Here is a 16,787-nt window from a genome sequence, read left to right as displayed (position 1 = left end):
GAGGGTGGGAAAGATGGCCTAGCCCTTGACGGCGCCGGCCATGATCCCGCTGACCAGCTGCCTGCCTGTGAAGGCGAAGACGATGAGCAGCGGAATGGTGGCGAGGAGCACGCCGGCGAGCACGACCGAGTAATCGACGAAATAGTTCGACTGCAGGAGCGAGAGCGCCACCGGGAGGGTCGGGCTCTGCCGGTCGAGCACGATGAAGGGCCAGAAGAACTGGTTCCACGCGCCGACGAAGGTGAAGAGGAACAGCATCGCCGCCGCGGGACGCGCGGCGGGCACGCCGACGGTCCAGAACGTGCGGATCATGTTCGCCCCGTCCACGCGCGCCGCCTCGATCAGCTCGTCCGGGACGGTTTGCGACAGGTACTGCGTCATCCAGAACACGCCGAAGGCGCTCGTGAGGGCGGGGATGATGATCGCGCCGATCTGCCCCGTCCAGCCGAGGTCGGAGAACAGGAGGTAGAGGGGGACGACGCCGAGCTGCATCGGCACCGCCATCGTCGCGACGACGAAGGCCAGCAGCCACTTGCCGCCCGGGAAGCGGAGCTTCGCGAACGCCCAGCCTGCGAGCGTCGAGAACAGGACGACGGATGCTGCGATCACGGTGGAGCTGAAGATCGAGTTCCACAGCGCCAGCCAGAAGTTGACGGCCGGGTCGTTGATGACCTTCAGCGCGTTGTCGATGAAGTTGCCGCCGGGCAGCCACGACATGTCCGGGTCGTTGATGGTCGAGGCGTCGCCCGAGCCGATCAGGAACGACCAGTAGTAGGGGAAGATCGCCGAGACCACGACGACCCCGAGACCGATGTACACCCAGAACCCGGCGCGCACGCCGCGGATCCTCGTGGTCCGGCGGCTCCGGCGCGCGTTGGGGAGGTTCTCCTCGACGACCGCGAGAGGCGGGGTGCTGATGGCGCTCACTGCTGGGCTCCCTTCCGGCGGCGGCGTCGTCGGATGACTCCACGGCCGCCCTCGTCGCGCACGAGGGCACGGGTGATGGCGAGGTTGATGAGGCCGATCGCCAGGATGATGATGAAGAGGATCCACGCCAGTGCGGCGGCGCGGCCGAAGTTGAACTCGCCCCAGCCGATGTTGTAGAGGTACAGCGTGATCGTCAGCCACTGGTTCGCGGCGCCGCCGCGGCCGAAGGTGTCGAACATGCGCGGCTCATCGAAGATCTGCAGGCCGCCGATCGTCGACGTGATGATGACGAAGATGAGGGTCGGCTTGAGCGACGGGAGCGTGATGTTCCAGAACTGGCGGAACGCGCCGGCACCGTCGACGGTCGCCGCCTCGTAATACTCCCGGGGCACGGCCTGCATCGCGGCGAGCAGGATGAGCGCGTTGTAGCCGGTCCAGCGGAAGTTGACCATCGTCGCGATCGCGACGTGGCTCCAGAACGGGTCCTTGTGCCACATGATGGGCTCGAGGCCGATGCCGGCGAGGATGTTGTTCACGAGACCGTGGTTGTCGCCGAACATGTTGCTGAAGATCAGCGCGACGGCGACCGGCGCCATGACGTACGGGAGCAGGACGCTCATCCGCCAGAAGGTCTTGGACCGGATGTTCTTGTCCAGCATCGCCGCGATGAACAACGCGAGGATGAGCTGCGGCACCGACGACAGCAGGAAAATGCTGAAGGTGTTGCGCAGGGCGGTCCAGAAGTCCGCCTGGGACAGGATCCAGATGTACTGGTCGAGGCCGACGAAGGTGCCGGAGCCTCGGACCAGGTCCCATTCCTGGAACGAGATCACCGCCGTGTAGACGATCGGGAAGAGTCCGACGATCGCGAACAGGATGAAGAACGGCGAGATGTAGAGATAGGGCGAGACCTTCAGGTCCCAGCGGCTCAGCTTGTGGGAGAAGGAGAGGACGCGCGGCTGGCGTTGCGGATCGGGCCGATCGGCCGGCCCGGATGCCGTGGTGCGGGTGGCGGTGGTGGTCACCGGTGGCTCCGATTCGGATGTCGAGGGTGGGCGTGGAGGCGGAGCGCGTGCGGGCCGGGGGGACCCGCACGCACTCCGCTTCTGCTGTCAGACCTGGTCCGTGGAAGCGGATCGGATCGTCGGTGTCGGCCTGATCAGAAGGCCTCGACCTCGGCGACGTACGTGTCCCACGACGTCTGCGCGTCCTCGACGCCGTCGAAGACACGGGTGATGGCGTCCTGCAGCGCGGTGTTGTACTTGAAGTAGTCCGCGCTCTTGTAGGGGGTGACGGTGATCGCCTCGGAGCGGTCCGCGAAGATCGTGCCCGTGGGCGCGTCGGCGAAGTACTCGTTGGTCGAGTCGGTGATCGACGGCGCGCTCTGCGCGTCCAGTGCGCTCGGGTAGGCGCCGACGTTCACGAACGTCTTCTCCTGCTGCTCCGGAGCCGTCAGCCAGTCCGCGAGCTTGAGGGCCTCGTCGACATTCTTGCCGTTGGCCGGGACGGTCAGGTACGAGCCACCCCAGTTGCCGCCGCCGTTCGGGAACGCGTTCGCGATCTCCCAGCCGGTGACCTCGGGGGCGTTGCCCGAGATGATGCCGAGCATCCACGGCGGGCACAGCATCGCGGCGAACTCGCCGTTGGCCATCGACGCGTTCCAGTCGTCCGACCACTGGCCCGAGTAGGCCGAGTTCGGGATGCCCCGCTCGACGACGAGGTCGTAGGCCGCCTCGAGGTCGGGGTTGTCGGTCGCGACGACGGTGCCGTCGGGCTCGTCGTACGGGAACTCGATCTGGTTGACGATGCCCTGGAACGCGGAGTTCGCAGAGTCGAGCATCGGCTTGCCGGTCGCGGCCTTGTACTGGTCGGCCAGGTCGAAGAAGGTGTTCCAGTCGCCGTCGATCTGCGAGGCGACCTCGTCGGGTGTCGAGGGCAGCCCCGCGGCGGCGAACAGGTCGGCGCGGTAGCAGACGGCCTGCGGACCGATGTCGGTGCCGAACCCGACCAGGCGGCCGTCGGCGTCGGTCGCGGCCGCTTCCTTCCACTCGACCCAGCGGCCCTTGGCGCTGTCGGGCACCTCTGCGAGCAGGTCGGAGTACTGCATGGCCTCGGCGAACCAGTCGACCTCGACCGCTTCGATGTCGGCGAGGCCCTCCTTGCCGAGCTTCGCGAAGAAGTTCGTGCGGGCGTCGTCGGTGATGGCGGCCTTGTTGTGGACGATCTTGATGTTCGGGTTCTCGTCCATGTACTCCTGGAGGAGTTCGTCGTCGTACCCGAAGTCGTTGAACGTGGCCAGGGTCAGCGTGATCTCGCCGTCTTCGCCGCCGGCGTCGTCTCCGCTGCCGCCGGCGCAGCCGGCGAGGACGATGGCCGAAGCCGAGAATGCGGCGATCACCATGGCGCTTCTGCGGAAGGCGCGTGCGTTCACTGTCACTCCTTTGTGTTGTCAGGGTCGTGTGTGTTGCAGGATCGGCGCGGAGGGAACCGTGCCGGATGATGGTCGTGGGAGCGTTCCCATCGATCGAGACGAAACGCTATGGGATCGCTCCCACGAAGTCAAGGGAGCGCTCCCACGGATCGATCACGGTTGTGTCACGGGGTTTCGCGGGCCCCGAGAAACGCCGGGCGCGAGGGCCCGTAGACTGGAGGGGACCCCTGCCCGCGACATCCGGCGTTTCGACTCCTCGCTGCGCTCGTCGCTCAACGACCGATAGCTGCGGCCTGCGGCCGCCAGGAGGATCCACATGCCCACCATCGTCGTCGACGTCATGCCCAAGGCCGAGCTTCTGGACCCGCAGGGGAAGGCCGTCTCCGGTGCATTCGCCCGTCTCGGCGTCTCCGACTTCAGTGGCGTCCGCATCGGCAAGCGGTTCGAGCTCACCGTCGACGGCGAGGTCACCGACGAGGTGCTCGCCGAGGCCCAGCGCATCGCCGACGAGATCCTCTCGAACTCGGTGATCGAGGACGTCGTCGGCATCGAGGTCGTCGAATGACCGCCCGCATCGGAGTCATCACCTTCCCCGGCTCCCTCGACGACCGCGACGCGCAGCGCGCGATCGAGATCGCCGGCGGCGAGGCGGTCGCCCTCTGGCACGGATCGCACGACCTCGACGGCGTGGATGCGCTGGTCCTCCCGGGCGGCTTCAGCTACGGCGACTATCTGCGCGCCGGAGCCATCGCCGCGCTCGCGCCGATCATGGCGGAGGTGAAGGATGCCGCGGCCAAGGGCATGCCGATCCTCGGCATCTGCAACGGCTTCCAGATGCTCGTCGAGGCGCACCTGCTGCCGGGCGGTCTCATCCGCAACGCGCACCAGCAGTTCATCCGCCGCGACCAGAAGCTGCGCGTCGAGAACAACGACACCGCGTGGACCAGCGATTTCGCCTCCGGCCAGGAGATCGTGATCCCACTGAAGAACGCCGACGGCGGCTACATCGCGTCGGAGTCCGAGCTCGACCGCCTCGAGGGCGAGGGCCTCGTCGCCTTCCGCTACCTCGGCGTCAACCCGAACGGGTCGCTCCGCGACATCGCCGGCATCGTCAACGAGCGCGGCAACGTGGTGGGCCTCATGCCGCACCCCGAGCACGCCGTCGAGCCCGGCTTCGGCCCCGACACCGCGGCCGCGATGCGGTCGGGCGTGGACGGCCTGTCGTTCTTCACGTCGGCCGTCGCCGCCGTGGTGGGCGCCGCCGCCTGAGAGGCAGCATCCGTTCCGCTACACGGTTCCGGACGGCGGCCACACGCCGATGATGAGCGCCATCACGACGATCGTCACGAGCTCGTGCGAGATGTTGAGCACGGTGAGCGACGACGGCCGTCCCTCGAAGGCGTCGTGCGTGATGAAACGGGCCGCGGTGAAGCCTGCCCAGAGGATCACGCCGGTCAAGAGCGCCGCCCACAGGTAGCTGCCGCCGTAGAAGTGCCATGCGATCGACGCGGCGCCCGCCAGCACCCACGCGGTCACGAAGCTGACGATCACGGTCACCACGATCGGCACCACGGCGGTGGCACCGGGCCGGTCCATGTCGACGTTCGCGAGCTTCGCCCAGCGCGTGCCGAACACCTTCGGCGTGTACCAGATCGAGCCGACGACCATGCTCGACGCCGTCGCGATCAGCACCGCCCAGTAGTTGATCTCGGGAACCACGTCCGCCTCCTCCCGCGCGCCGCAGGGGTCGCGGTCGCCGCTCGACGCGAGCGTAGCGCCGCCCGATGACACCGGCGGTGCACCGCGCCGGTAGCGTGGAGCGGGTGAGCACAGACACCCGGATTCTCGTCGTCAGCGTCCCCACCGAGCAGCTCGCCGCGGATCTCGGAGCCCTGCCCGACAACGTCGAACTGGTGGTGTGGCCGATGGATGCTGCGGCCCCGCGCGACCGGTTCGACATCGTGGTGCCGCCGTACATGTCCACGGCCCGCGTGCTCGAGCATCTCGAGGGCGTCGAGGTCGCGCTCGTGCAGGGTCAGTCGATCGGCTACGACGGCGTCGCCGACGCCCTGCCCACGGGGCTGGTGTTCGCCAACGCGGCGTCGGTGCACGAGACCTCGACGGCCGAGCTCGCCGTGGGACTCGCCCTCACGGCGCAGCGGCACATCGACGCGTTCGCGGTGGACACCGCCGCCGGCCGCTGGGCCCCCGTGTTCGCCGAGAGTCTCGCCGATCGGCGCGTGCTGCTGCTCGGCTACGGCGGCGTCGGCAAGGCCGTCGCGGCGCGACTGCAGCCCTTCGAGGTCGAGCTCACCCCCGTCGCATCGCGCGCCCGGGACGAGGACGGCGTTGCGGTGCACGGCATCGACGAGCTGCCCGAGCTCCTCCCCCACGCCGAGATCGTGATCCTCACGCTGCCCGGAGGCGAGGCCACGCAGGGCCTCGTCGACGACGCGTTCCTGTCGGCGCTGCCCGACGGCGCGCTCATCGTGAACGTCGGCCGCGGCACCCTGGTCGACACCGATGCGCTCGTCGACCACGTGCGCCGCGGACGCATCCGCGCCGCCCTCGACGTCACCGACCCCGAGCCGCTCCCCCAGGGGCACGCGCTGTGGGGTCTTCCCGGCGTACTCATCGCCCCGCACGTCGGCGGCGCGTCGAGCGCGATGCGCCCCCGGGTCGCGAAGCTGGTGCGCACACAGATCGAGCGTCTCGCCGCCGGCGAGCCGCCGATCAACGTCGTGCTCGGCGGCTGAACCGCGCTCGGTGCCCGCTGTCACCGAACGTCGATGTCGGCGCCCGACCACAGGTCGGCGCACTCGACCTCCACGGCGCCGTGCCCGGCCAGGTACGCGCGCGCACCGCGGTCGCCGGTGAGGCTGCGGATCATCGACGGCAGGTGGTTCGCCCCGATCGCGACCGGGTGACCCGGACGCCCGCCGTACACCGCCTGGGCCAGGCCGTCCCGCGGCACCGGCCCGAGGAAGCTGAGCACCCGCGCGACCGCCTGCGGCGCAGCATCCGGAGTATCCACCGGCGTGACGACCGCGACGTCGCCGTCGGCCACCGCCTCGAGCCCCGCGCGGAGCGCCGCCGACAGCCCGACGGCCCAGTCGGGCGCGACGACCACCCGTGCGTCGTCGGGGGCGAGCAGCGCCACCTCGCGGCCCCGCGCACCGACCACGACGACGACCTCGTCGCACCCTCCCGCGCGCAGCATGGCGGTCGCCCGCGCGACCCACGGGCTTCCGTCGGGCGATCGTACGAGACCCTTCGGACGGCCGTACCGGCTGCCGGCTCCCGCCGCGAGCACGATACCGCACACTCGCATCCGGCTCCCCCTGTCACCCGGGCCCGCGGAGCGCGGGGCGTTTCCTGAGCGTAGCCCGCGCGAAACATCGCGCGCCTAGCGTGACCGCATGCTCGAACTCGCCCGGGATCTGCTGCCGCTGCTGCGGTCGCAGGTCCCGCTCGGCGCGGTCACGGTCACGCGGGTCGCGCGCAGCGCGCCGCGAGGCCCCGGCGCGACGATGGCGGTGACGGCGGACGGTCGCGTCATCGGCTCGATCTCGGGCGGATGCGTCGAGGGAGACGCCGTGCTGCTCGCCCACCAGTCCCGCCTCACCGGCCGCCCGCAGACCACGCGCCTGGGGTTCTCGGACGACGCCGCCCACGCCGCCGGACTCGCGTGCGGCGGCAGCGTCGACGTCGTCTCCTATCCGGTCCGTGCGGAAGGCCCCGTCATCGAGTCTCTCGAGGCGGCCATCGCCGGACGCGGGGTGACGGTCGGGGTGGCGCTGTCGGGCCCTCACGCGGGCGAGACGATGGACGAACGGATGCTGCGCCTCGCTGTCGCCGCCGACACCCTGGCTCCGGCGATCGGGAGACGCGACTCGCTCGTCCTGCCCGGTGCGTACGCGGGGCACGACGTCCTGGCGATCTCGTCGGCACCGCGCCCGCGGCTCATCCTTCTCGGGGCGGGCGAGCACGCGGCGGTGCTCTGCCGCGTGGCGACCGCGGCCGGTTTCGCCGTGGAGGTGTGCGACGTGTGGTCGACGCTCGTGACACGCGAGCGGTTCCCCGACGCGGTGCGGCTCGTGGCCGGGCTGCCGCAGGACTACCTCGCCGGGCTCGACCCGGAGAAGCTCGACGCCCGTACCGCGATCTGCGTCCTGACGCACGACGAGCGCGTGGACGTGCCCTCGCTCCAGGCTGCGCTCGCGTTGCCCGTCGGCTTCGTCGGGGCGATGGGCGCGCGGGCGACCGTCGGGCGCCGCGCAACGCTGCTGCGGGAGCGCGGCCTCGGGGAGGGCGCCCTCGCCCGCGTGCACGCGCCGCTCGGACTCGACCTCGGCGGCTCGACGCCGGAGGAGACCGCGGTGTCGGTGCTCGCCGAGATCATCGCGGCTCGTCACGGCGGTTCGGCGGTCGCGTTGCGGGATCGGTCGGGCCCGCTCCACCGGCGTCCGTCGACCGCCGCAGACCCGGCCGCCGTCGATGTCGACGTCTCCCCCGCCGCGCGCGTCGATGTCGCCGCGGGGTCGTGCGCAGCATCCGTCGTCCCTTCACCGGTCTCATCGGCAGGAGCCTCATGACCCGCACGATCATCGAGCACGCGCACGTCGCCACGGTCGACGCCGCAGGCACCGAGCATCGCGACGGGCATGTCGTGATCGAGGACGGACGCATCGCCGCGGTGGGGGCGGGGCCGGCGGATCCCACGCTGCGAGACGGCGCCGAGCTCGTCGACGCGCGCGGCTGCCTCGTCACCCCGGGCCTCATCAACACCCACCACCACCTGTACCAGTGGCTCACGCGCGGCTACGCGCAGGACGCGATCCTCTTCGACTGGCTGACGGCGCTGTATCCGCTCTGGTCGCGTATCGACGCCGACCTCACCGGCGTGGCCGCCGCCGGGGCGATGGCCGTGCTCGCCCGGTCGGGCTGCACGACCGTCGGCGACCACCACTACGTCTTCCCACGAGGATCCGGCGACATCGTCGGCGCGATCGTCGACGCCGCCTCGACGGTGGGTGTCCGGCTGCACGCGACGCGCGGGTCGATGGACCTGGGCGTCTCGCAGGGCGGGCTGCCGCCGGACTCGGCGGTGGAGACGACGGATGCTGCGCTCACGGCGTCGCACGAGGCGGTCGAGCGGTACCACGACCCGGCGTTCGACGCGATGGTCCGCGTCGCGATCGCACCCTGTTCGCCGTTCTCGGTGACCGCGGACCTGCTGCGGGAGTCGGCGACGCTGGCGCGGTCGCTGGGGGTGCGGTTGCACACGCACGCGTCGGAGACCGTCGAGGAGGACGCGTACTGCGCCGAGCACTTCGGCCGCACTCCGACGCAGTATCTCGAGGATCTCGGGTGGCTCCGCGACGACGTGTGGATGGCGCACGCGGTGCACCTCGATGAACCGGCGATCGCGCGTTACGCGGCGACGGGCACGGGCGTCGCCCACTGTCCCTCGTCGAACGGGCGGCTGGGAGCGGGGATCGCACCGGTGCGGGCGCTGCTGGATGCCGGAGCCCCCGTGGGACTCGGGGTGGACGGCGCCGCGTCCAACGAGTCGGGGCAGCTGGGCGTCGAGATCCGGGAGGCTGTGCTCATGGGGCGCCTGCGCACCGGATCGGACTCGATGAGCGTGCGCGACGGTCTGCGCATGGCCACGATGGGCGGAGCACGCGTACTCGGCCGGGAGCGGGAGATCGGATCGCTCGAGGCCGGCAAGCTCGCCGACATCGCGGTGTGGCAGGTCGACCGGATCGAGCATGCCGGCATCCTCGATCCGGTCGCCGCCCTCGGGCTCGGCGCGCTGCCGCCGCTGAAGCGCCTGTATGTCGGCGGACGCGTCGTCGTCGAGGACGCGACGCTCGTCACCGCCGACGAGGACCGTCTCGCTCGCGCGGTGGCCTCGGCATCCGTCACCCTCGCCGAGCGGCTCTGACGAGGCACGCGTGGACATCACCTCGGTCACCTCGTTCCGGCGGGCGCGCACGCGCGACGACCTCGTACTCGCTCCCGGCGAGACGTTCATCGCGGGCGGCACGTGGCTCATGAGCGAGCCCCAGCCCGACACGACGGGGTTCGTCGACCTCACGTCGATGGCATGGCCGGCGCTCGAGATCACGGGCGCAGGCCTGCGGATCGGCGCGACCTGCACGATCGCCGAACTCGTCGCGTGGGCTCAGGGTCGCGCATCCCTACGTGTGCCGGAGCGATGGGCGGCAGCATCCGTCATTCCCCCTGCCGCCCACGCGCTGCTCGCCTCGTTCAAGGTGTGGAACACCGCCACGGTCGGAGGGAACGTGTGCCGCGCGTTCGCCGCCGGATCGATGACGGCACTCGTCGTGACGCTCGACGGAATCGCCGAGGTGTGGCGCGCCGACGGCTCGGCGTACCGGGTCGCGGTCGCCGACCTGGTGACAGGCAACGGCGAGAACGCGCTCGCGCCCAGCGAGGTGCTGCGTGCGATCGACGTGCCGGCCACCGCGCTGCGGGCGCGCACGGCACTGCGCAAGATCGCCCTCGCCGAGCACGGCCGGTCGGGCGCCGTGGTGTCGGGGCGGCTCGACGAGGACGGCTCCTGCGTGATCGTGGTGACGGCTGCGACGGAGCGTCCGACGGTGCTCCGCTTCGCGGGGATCCCGGATGCCGCGACCCTCGCCGCGGCGATCTCAGGCGCCGCGGGCTACTACTCGGACCCGTTGGGTGCGGCCGACTGGCGGCGCGGCGTCAGCGTGGTGCTCGGCGAGCGGATCCGCTCGGAGCTGCTGACGGACCTGGAGCGCGCGGCGTGAGACTCGAGGTCAACGGCTCGCCCGTCGACGTCGAGCCCCGGGCCGGCCAGTGCCTGCGCACGCTGCTGCGCGAGAGCGGGCACCACGAGGTGAAGAAGGGGTGCGACGCGGGAGACTGCGGCGCCTGCTCGGTGCTCGTGGACGGCGTTCCGATGCACTCCTGCATCGTGCCCGCCGTTCGCGCCGAAGGAGTCTCGGTGACGACCGCGGCCGGTCTCGCGTCCGGCGACCGCCTCCACCCGGTGCAGGAAGCGCTGATCGAGCACTTCGGGTTCCAGTGCGGCTTCTGCACGCCGGGCATGGCCGTGACGGCGTCGACGCTGTGCGCCGGCGACCTCCCCGACCTCGATCGCCGCATGAAGGGCAACCTGTGCCGCTGCACCGGGTACCGCCCGATCCGCGAGGCCCTCGAGTCGGTGCTCGGCCCCGTGCGCGAGACCGGGGCTGCCCCGGACGTCGGAGAGCTCCGCGTGGGAGAATCCGCGCGGCCCGAACCGGGGCGGCGGCTCGTGCAGGGCCTCGAGCCGTATACGTTCGACACCGACCTCGCCGGCGCGCTCGTGCTGCGGGTGGTCGGCTCGCCGCACGCGCACGCGCGCGTCACGAGCATCGACGCCGCCGCGGCCCGCGCCCTGCCCGGGGTCGTCGCGGTCTTCACCCACGAGAACGTCACTGCACGGCGGTACTCGACGGCGCGGCACGAGCTCCGCGAGGACGACCCCGACGACACGCGTCTGCTCGACGACGTCGTTCGGTTCGTGGGGCAGCGGGTGGCCGCCGTCGTCGCCGAGACGGCCGAGATCGCGGATGCCGCCTGCCGCCTGATCGATGTGACCTACGAGGTTCTGCCGGCGGTGTTCGATCCCGAAGAGGCGCGCAGGCCGGGTGCACCGCTGATCCATCCTGACCGGCGACCGCAGGACCGCGTCGCCGAGGCGCACCGCAATGTCATCGCAACCCTGCATGACGGCATCGGCGGCGACGCGGACGCCGCGCTCGCGGCGAGCGCCGTGACGGTCTCGGGCACGTGGCGCACGAGCCGCGTGGCGCACGCCCAGCTCGAGACGCACGGCGCGATCGGCTGGCTCGACGACGAGGGCCGGCTGGTCGTGCGGTCGAGCACGCAGGTGCCCTTCCTGGTGCGCAACGAGCTGTCGCGGCTGTTCCACCTCCCCCGCGAGCGCATCCGTGTGTTCGCCGCCCGGGTCGGGGGCGGGTTCGGGGGCAAGCAGGAGATGTTCACCGAAGACCTCGTCGCCCTCGCCGTGCTGCGCACCGGCCGCCGGGTCGCGTACGAGTTCTCGCGCGCCGACCAGTTCCGCCGCGCGTCGGTGCGGCATCCGTTCCGCGTGACGGTGACACTCGGGGCAACGGCGGGCGGCGTCCTCACCGCCGTGAAGCTCGACGTGCTGAGCGACACCGGCGCGTACGGCAACCACGGCATCGGCGTCATGTTCCACGGGTGCGCCGAGTCGATCAACGTCTACCGGAGCCCCGTGAAGCGCGTCGACGCGGAGGTCGTCTACACGAACACGGTGCCGTCGGGCGCATTCCGCGGGTACGGGCTGGGGCAGGTGATCCTCGGTGTCGAGTCCGCGATGGACATGCTCGCCGAGAAGCTCCAGATCGACCCGTTCGACCTTCGGCGCCTCAACGCCGTGCGCGAGGGAGATCCGCTCCTCACGGTGCGCGACGAGCACGACGAAGACCTCGTCTGGGGCAGTTACGGCCTCGACCAGTGCCTCGACGACGCCCAGGCCGCGCTGCAACGCGGCAACGGCGTCGAGGCGCCGGAGGGATGGCTCGTCGCTGAGGGGATGGCACTGTCGTTCATCGCCGCCATGGCCCCCGGCGGGCACCACGCCCACACCGTCGCGACGCTGCGGCCCGACGGCGTCATCGTCGCTGCGGCCGGCACCGCCGAGTTCGGCAACGGCACGAGCACCGTGCTGCGGCAGATCGCGGCGACCGTGCTCGACGCCGAGCCCGAGCGCATCGTGCTGCGTACCGCCGACACCGACCTGGTCGCCCACGACACCGGGGCGTTCGCGTCGGCTGGGGTCACCGGTGCAGGAAAGGCCCTGACAGCGGCGTGCACCGAGCTGCGAGGTCGCATGCTTGCGACGGCATATGCCGTCGCGGGCTCGCCCGAGGGCGTCGAGCCCGAGCTCGCCGCCCGCGGCGTGCAGATCGGCGAGCGCCTCGTCACGTTCGACGAGATCGTGGATGCTGCCCCCGCCGAGCAGCGGACCCTCGCGGGACTCGTGGGTCGTGGCAGCGAGCACGGCGACGAACGCAGCCTGTCGTTCAACGTCCACGCGGTCCGCGTGGCCGTCGACCCTGAGACCGGCGTCGTGCGGGTGCTGCAGTCGGTGCAGGCCGCCGACGCCGGGTACCTCATGAACCCCGCGCAGGTGCGGGGCCAGGTCGAAGGCGGCGCAGCGCAGGGGCTCGGCAGCGCGCTCTACGAGGAGGTGTTGATCGGCCCCGACGGCGCCGTCGCCAACCCGGCGTTCCGGCAGTACCGGGTGCCGCAGTTCGGTGACATCCCCGTCACGGAGGTGCTCTTCGCCGACACCTCCGACACGGTCGGGCCGTTCGGGGCGAAGTCGATGAGCGAATCGCCGTACAACCCCGTGGCCGCCGCCGTCGGCAATGCGATCGCGCGCGCGGTCGGCCGTCGCCCGTTCCGCCAGCCCTTCACCCGCGAGCGGGTCTGGCGGCTGATCCACGGGATCGACGAGCACTGACTCCCGGCCGACTCCGGCGAGACCGGATGCCGCTGTCCGCGGCATCCGGAACCACCTGTCACACCGCCGAAACACCCTGACGCACCGGCTGAAACGCGCCAGGCCTAGCGTCGGCGTGATCACATCACTGTGCCCACACCGCATGAAGGGAAGCCACACCCGATGGCACGACACAGCAACATGGGGCGGCGCGGCCGTCTCGCCGCCGGCGCAGCGGCGCTCATCGCCTCCGCCCTCGTCTTCGCCGGCTGCGCCTCGGGCGGCACCGCCGCACCCGGCTCGACCGAGGGCGGCGACGAGGGGGCCTCGTTCGGCGAGATCAGCGTCCAGTACTCGTGGATCAAGAACGAGGAGTTCGCCGGCGAGTTCTACGCCTACGAGAACGGCTACTACGACGAGGCCGGCTTCGACGAGGTCATCGGCATCTCGGGCCCCGACACGGGCGTCGCCAAGCTCCTGTCCGGTACCGTCCAGGTCGCCCTGAGCGACGCCGCGTCACTCGGCGCCGCGATCGCGGAAGAGGACGCACCGCTCAAGATCATCGGCGCGACCTTCCAGAAGAACCCGTTCACGATCCTCTCGCTGGCCGACGGCGCCGACATCATGACTCCCGACGACCTCGTCGGCAAGACGATCGGCGTGCAGGACTCGAACGCCTCGGTGTTCGCCGCACTGCTCAACGCCAACGGCATCGACCCCGCCGACGTCACGGTCGTGCCCGTCGACTTCGACCCGACGCCGCTCATGAACGGCGAGGTCGACGGCTTCATGGCCTACCTGACGAACGAGGCGCTCACGGTCGAGCTCGCCGGCTACGAGATCACCAACCTCTCGTACGCCGAGAACGGCGTCCCCTACGTCGCAGAGACGTTCAGCGTGACCGACCAGTACCTTGCCGAGAACAAGGAACTGCTCAAGGCGTTCCTCATCGCTGAGATCAAGGGCTGGACGGACGTCTTCACGGAGTCGACCGACGACACCGTGAGCCTCATCGAGCAGTACTACAACCAGGCGGCCGCGGAGTCGGAGGACGGACTCGAGGCGGTCTTCGGCGCCCTGGATCCCGAGAAGACCGCCCTCGGCCTCGAGGCCGAGAAGCTGCTGATCTCGACGGAGGAGACGGAGGCCAACGGCCTCTTCACGATCTCGGACGAGCTCAAGGAGCAGACCATCGCCTCACTCGCCGCCGCCGGCTGGGATGTCTCCATCGACGACCTCTTCGACACCACCATCATCGACGAGATCTACGAGGAGAACCCCGAGCTCAAGGACTATCTGCCGTAGTCCGGTAACGGCTGCCTTCATCATGACCGAGACCGACATCACGGATGCCGCGGCCACCGCGTCGCCGGCGGGGGAGACCTCGCCGGCGTCGCCGGCCCCGTCACCGCAGGGCTCCGGCATCCGCATCGACGGGCTGAGCAAGACGTTCCAGACCGGCCGCGGCGGAACCGTCACGGCCCTGCAGGACACCCACCTGCACACCGACAAGGGGTCATTCCTCGCCCTCCTCGGCCCCTCGGGCTGCGGCAAGTCGACGATCCTCCGCATCCTCGCCGACCTCGAGACACCCACCACCGGCGAGGTCTACGTCGACGGCAAGACCCCGGCTCAGCTGCGCCGCGACAGCGAGCTGGGCATCGCGTTCCAGGACCACGCGCTGCTGCCCTGGCGGAGCGTGCTCACGAACATCAGGCTGGTCTTCGAGATCGCCGGTCGCCGCCCCGACAAGGCCTACATCGACGAGCTCATCGCGCTCGTCGGGCTGAAGGGGTTCGAGAAGGCCAAGCCCGCGCAGCTCTCGGGCGGCATGCGCCAGCGCGTGTCGATCGCCCGCGCGCTCGCCCTCAAGCCGTCCGTGCTGCTGCTCGACGAGCCGTTCGGCGCGCTGGACGACATGACGCGCCAGAACCTGAACCTCGAGCTGCTGCGCATCTGGACCGAGAAGCCCGCCACGACGCTGCTGGTGACCCACGGCATCTCGGAGGCGATCTTCCTCTCGGACCGCGTGGCCGTGATGTCGCCGCGACCCGGGCGCATCAAGGAGATCATCGAGGTCGACCTGCCCCACCCCCGCACGCCCGACCTGCAGCGTTCGCCCGAGTTCCACGAGCTCGTCGACCGAGCGTCGGAGCTGCTCTTCGGCGCCGACGGCCGCGCGGCCGCGGAGTCCTGATGCGCGGGCGCACCCTCCCGGGCTGGCTCGCGGGGCTCATCGGCGCGGCGGCGCTCGTCGCCGCGTGGTGGCTGTTCTCGGTCACGGTGTTCCAGCCGCCGCCGGGAACGACGTTCACGCCCGTACCCTCCCCGTTCGTCGTGTTCCAGACCATCTGGCAGGACGGGCTCGCCGCGTACTGGTCGGTGTTCCAGGTGACGATCACCGAGGCCGCGATCGGCTACGCGTGGGGCAACGGGCTGGCCCTGCTCATCGCGGCGACCGTGCTGCTGCTGCCCCGTATCGAGACGATCGTCGTGCAGATCGCCGTGGTGAGCTACTGCCTGCCGGTGGTCGCGGTCGGCGGCATCGCGATCGTCGTGCTCGGCGGGGCCAAGCGCGCCGGCGACCCGAGCGCCACCGCGATCTTCCTGGCAGCACTCGCGGTCTTCTTCACGACCGTGGTCGGCGCGCTGCTGGGCTTCCGCTCCTCCGACAGGGCGAGCCTCGACGTCGTACGCGTCTATGGTGGCTCACGCTTCACACAGCTGCGCAAGGTGCGCCTGATCGCCGCTCTTCCCGCGATCCTCAACGCGCTGCAGATCGCTGTGCCGTCCGCGTTCCTCGGCGCGATCCTCGGCGAGTACATGGGCGGCACCGACCGCGGCGTCGGCATCACGCTGATCCGACTGCAGGGCGACCTGGACTCGGCGCGGGTGTGGGCGGTGTTCCTGCTCTCGGCGGTCGTCGCCCTCATCGGGTACGCGCTCGTCGGCCTCATCGCGCGCGCGGTGACCCCTTGGGTGTCAGGCAAGGCGGTGGCCGCATGACCGCCACCGCTCCCGCCGCCATGCCCCTCGAGGCGGCCCCGCACACGGCCAAGCGCGCCACCGCGATCTCGCGCGCGGTCGGCCGGTCGCTCCTCAACGCGCTCCTCACGTTCGTCATCGTGCTCGCCCTGTGGTGGGCGGTGGTGAACCTCACCGGCATATCGCCGTACGTGGCCAAGGGCCCGGCAGACGTGTGGGAGTTCTTCTTCACGTCGCCCGAAGCCGCCGAGAACCGGGCCGAGATGATGCCGCTCCTGGGGCAGACCCTCGCCGATGCCGCGATCGGCTTCGTCGTGGGCATGCTCGTGGCGATCGTGCTCGCCCTCGCGTTCTCGCTGTCGCGGTCGGTCGAGATGGGCGTCATGCCGCTCGCGCTGCTCCTGCGCTCGGTGCCGCTGGTCGCGATCGCCCCGGTCATCATCCTGATCACCGGTCGCGGGACTCCCGCATCCGTCGCCGTCATCGGCTCGATCGTGGTGCTCTTCCCCGCCCTGGCCTCGATCATGTTCGGCCTGAGCCGCGCGTCGAATGAGAGCCTGGACCTCGTCCACGTCTACGGCGGCGGCCGGGCCACACAGCTGCGCAAGGTCAACGTGCCGGGTGCGCTCCCGTCGCTGTTCGCCGCCGCCCGGGTGTCGGTGCCGGGCGCTGTGACCGGTGCGCTTCTGGCCGAGTGGCTGTCGACGGGTCAGGGCATCGGCGGCATGATCCAGAAGTTCAGCGCTTCGGCCCGCTTCGACGAGCTGTGGGCATCGGTCGCCCTGATCACGATCGTGACGCTGCTGCTCTACAACGTCGTCCAGGTCGCCGAGAACATCGTGCTCGCCCGCATGGGCATGACCACCTCCGCCCGCTGACGCACAGGAGGATGATCGGCGGATGTTCCCGCGC

16 protein-coding genes are annotated in these 16,787 nt (G+C 70.7%); 11 read left to right on the top strand and 5 right to left on the bottom strand.

All coding sequences use genetic code 11. The features are described from left to right. Window positions 1-18: 18 nt before the first annotated feature. The 3 genes from MRBLWH3_RS04610 to MRBLWH3_RS04600 all read right to left on the bottom strand — a co-directional run bounded on the left by MRBLWH3_RS04610 (window position 19) and on the right by MRBLWH3_RS04600 (window position 3,328). Window positions 19-927, bottom strand: coding sequence for a carbohydrate ABC transporter permease (locus MRBLWH3_RS04610; protein ID WP_363429143.1), 909 nt, complete (start codon window positions 925-927; stop codon window positions 19-21). Then, the gene (locus MRBLWH3_RS04605; RefSeq protein ID WP_363429141.1) at window positions 924-1,952 is read right to left on the bottom strand and encodes a carbohydrate ABC transporter permease; all 1,029 of its coding nucleotides are present in this window, start codon (window positions 1,950-1,952) and stop codon (window positions 924-926) included. Before MRBLWH3_RS04605 ends, MRBLWH3_RS04610 begins: the two co-directional genes overlap by 4 nt. A 134-nt stretch (window positions 1,953-2,086) precedes the next feature. After that, on the bottom strand, window positions 2,087-3,328 hold the full coding sequence (locus MRBLWH3_RS04600; protein WP_363429139.1) for an ABC transporter substrate-binding protein: 1,242 nt from the start codon (window positions 3,326-3,328) through the stop codon (window positions 2,087-2,089). Window positions 3,329-3,674: 346 nt separating this feature from the next. On the opposite strand from MRBLWH3_RS04600, the gene purS reads away from it, so the two are divergent. Both purS and purQ read left to right on the top strand, forming a co-directional pair. Continuing rightward, on the top strand, window positions 3,675-3,923 hold the full coding sequence (gene purS / locus MRBLWH3_RS04595) for a phosphoribosylformylglycinamidine synthase subunit PurS (RefSeq protein WP_363429137.1): 249 nt from the start codon (window positions 3,675-3,677) through the stop codon (window positions 3,921-3,923). Then, the gene (gene purQ, locus MRBLWH3_RS04590) at window positions 3,920-4,627 is read left to right on the top strand and encodes a phosphoribosylformylglycinamidine synthase subunit PurQ (protein ID WP_363429135.1); all 708 of its coding nucleotides are present in this window, start codon (window positions 3,920-3,922) and stop codon (window positions 4,625-4,627) included. The genes purS and purQ overlap by 4 nt, the downstream gene beginning before the upstream one ends. A gap of 18 nt (window positions 4,628-4,645) precedes the next feature. Here the strand turns inward: purQ and MRBLWH3_RS04585 are convergent, their stop codons facing one another. Continuing rightward, window positions 4,646-5,077 (bottom strand): DUF1761 domain-containing protein, encoded by a 432-nt coding sequence (locus tag MRBLWH3_RS04585; protein ID WP_363429133.1) that lies wholly within the window; start codon window positions 5,075-5,077, stop codon window positions 4,646-4,648. A 104-nt stretch (window positions 5,078-5,181) separates the two neighbouring features. On the opposite strand from MRBLWH3_RS04585, the gene MRBLWH3_RS04580 reads away from it, so the two are divergent. Beyond that, window positions 5,182-6,114, top strand: coding sequence for a 2-hydroxyacid dehydrogenase (locus MRBLWH3_RS04580; protein WP_363429131.1), 933 nt, complete (start codon window positions 5,182-5,184; stop codon window positions 6,112-6,114). A gap of 20 nt (window positions 6,115-6,134) precedes the next feature. On the opposite strand, the gene MRBLWH3_RS04575 is transcribed toward MRBLWH3_RS04580, so the two are convergent. Then, window positions 6,135-6,689, bottom strand: coding sequence for a nucleotidyltransferase family protein (locus MRBLWH3_RS04575; RefSeq protein WP_363429129.1), 555 nt, complete (start codon window positions 6,687-6,689; stop codon window positions 6,135-6,137). Window positions 6,690-6,777: 88 nt separating this feature from the next. Between MRBLWH3_RS04575 and MRBLWH3_RS04570 the strand changes: the two genes are divergently transcribed. From MRBLWH3_RS04570 to MRBLWH3_RS04535, 8 genes are all read left to right on the top strand, one after another. Continuing rightward, window positions 6,778-7,953 carry an XdhC family protein gene (locus MRBLWH3_RS04570; protein ID WP_363429127.1) on the top strand — a complete coding sequence of 392 codons (1,176 nt, stop codon included), beginning with the start codon at window positions 6,778-6,780 and terminating at the stop codon, window positions 7,951-7,953. Next, on the top strand, window positions 7,950-9,308 hold the full coding sequence (locus MRBLWH3_RS04565; protein ID WP_363429125.1) for an 8-oxoguanine deaminase: 1,359 nt from the start codon (window positions 7,950-7,952) through the stop codon (window positions 9,306-9,308). The genes MRBLWH3_RS04570 and MRBLWH3_RS04565 overlap by 4 nt, the downstream gene beginning before the upstream one ends. A 10-nt stretch (window positions 9,309-9,318) precedes the next feature. After that, complete coding sequence (locus MRBLWH3_RS04560) at window positions 9,319-10,161, top strand: FAD binding domain-containing protein (RefSeq protein WP_363429123.1); 843 nt, start codon at window positions 9,319-9,321, stop codon at window positions 10,159-10,161. Beyond that, window positions 10,158-12,911, top strand: coding sequence for a molybdopterin-dependent oxidoreductase (locus MRBLWH3_RS04555; protein ID WP_363429121.1), 2,754 nt, complete (start codon window positions 10,158-10,160; stop codon window positions 12,909-12,911). The genes MRBLWH3_RS04560 and MRBLWH3_RS04555 overlap by 4 nt, the downstream gene beginning before the upstream one ends. A gap of 162 nt (window positions 12,912-13,073) precedes the next feature. Beyond that, window positions 13,074-14,195, top strand: a complete 1,122-nt coding sequence (locus tag MRBLWH3_RS04550) for an ABC transporter substrate-binding protein (protein WP_363429119.1) — start codon at window positions 13,074-13,076, stop codon at window positions 14,193-14,195. 22 nt (window positions 14,196-14,217) lie between these two features. Further along, on the top strand, window positions 14,218-15,087 hold the full coding sequence (locus tag MRBLWH3_RS04545) for an ABC transporter ATP-binding protein (RefSeq protein ID WP_363429117.1): 870 nt from the start codon (window positions 14,218-14,220) through the stop codon (window positions 15,085-15,087). Beyond that, window positions 15,087-15,896, top strand: a complete 810-nt coding sequence (locus MRBLWH3_RS04540) for an ABC transporter permease (protein ID WP_363429115.1) — start codon at window positions 15,087-15,089, stop codon at window positions 15,894-15,896. Before MRBLWH3_RS04545 ends, MRBLWH3_RS04540 begins: the two co-directional genes overlap by 1 nt. Then, window positions 15,893-16,753, top strand: a complete 861-nt coding sequence (locus MRBLWH3_RS04535) for an ABC transporter permease (RefSeq protein WP_363429113.1) — start codon at window positions 15,893-15,895, stop codon at window positions 16,751-16,753. Before MRBLWH3_RS04540 ends, MRBLWH3_RS04535 begins: the two co-directional genes overlap by 4 nt. Window positions 16,754-16,787: the final 34 nt, after the last annotated feature.

This window comes from Microbacterium sp. LWH3-1.2 (assembly GCF_040675855.1).
GTDB lineage: Bacteria > Actinomycetota > Actinomycetes > Actinomycetales > Microbacteriaceae > Microbacterium.
Note: the sequence above shows the minus strand (reverse complement) of the source record. Positions and strands in the feature narration are given on the sequence as shown.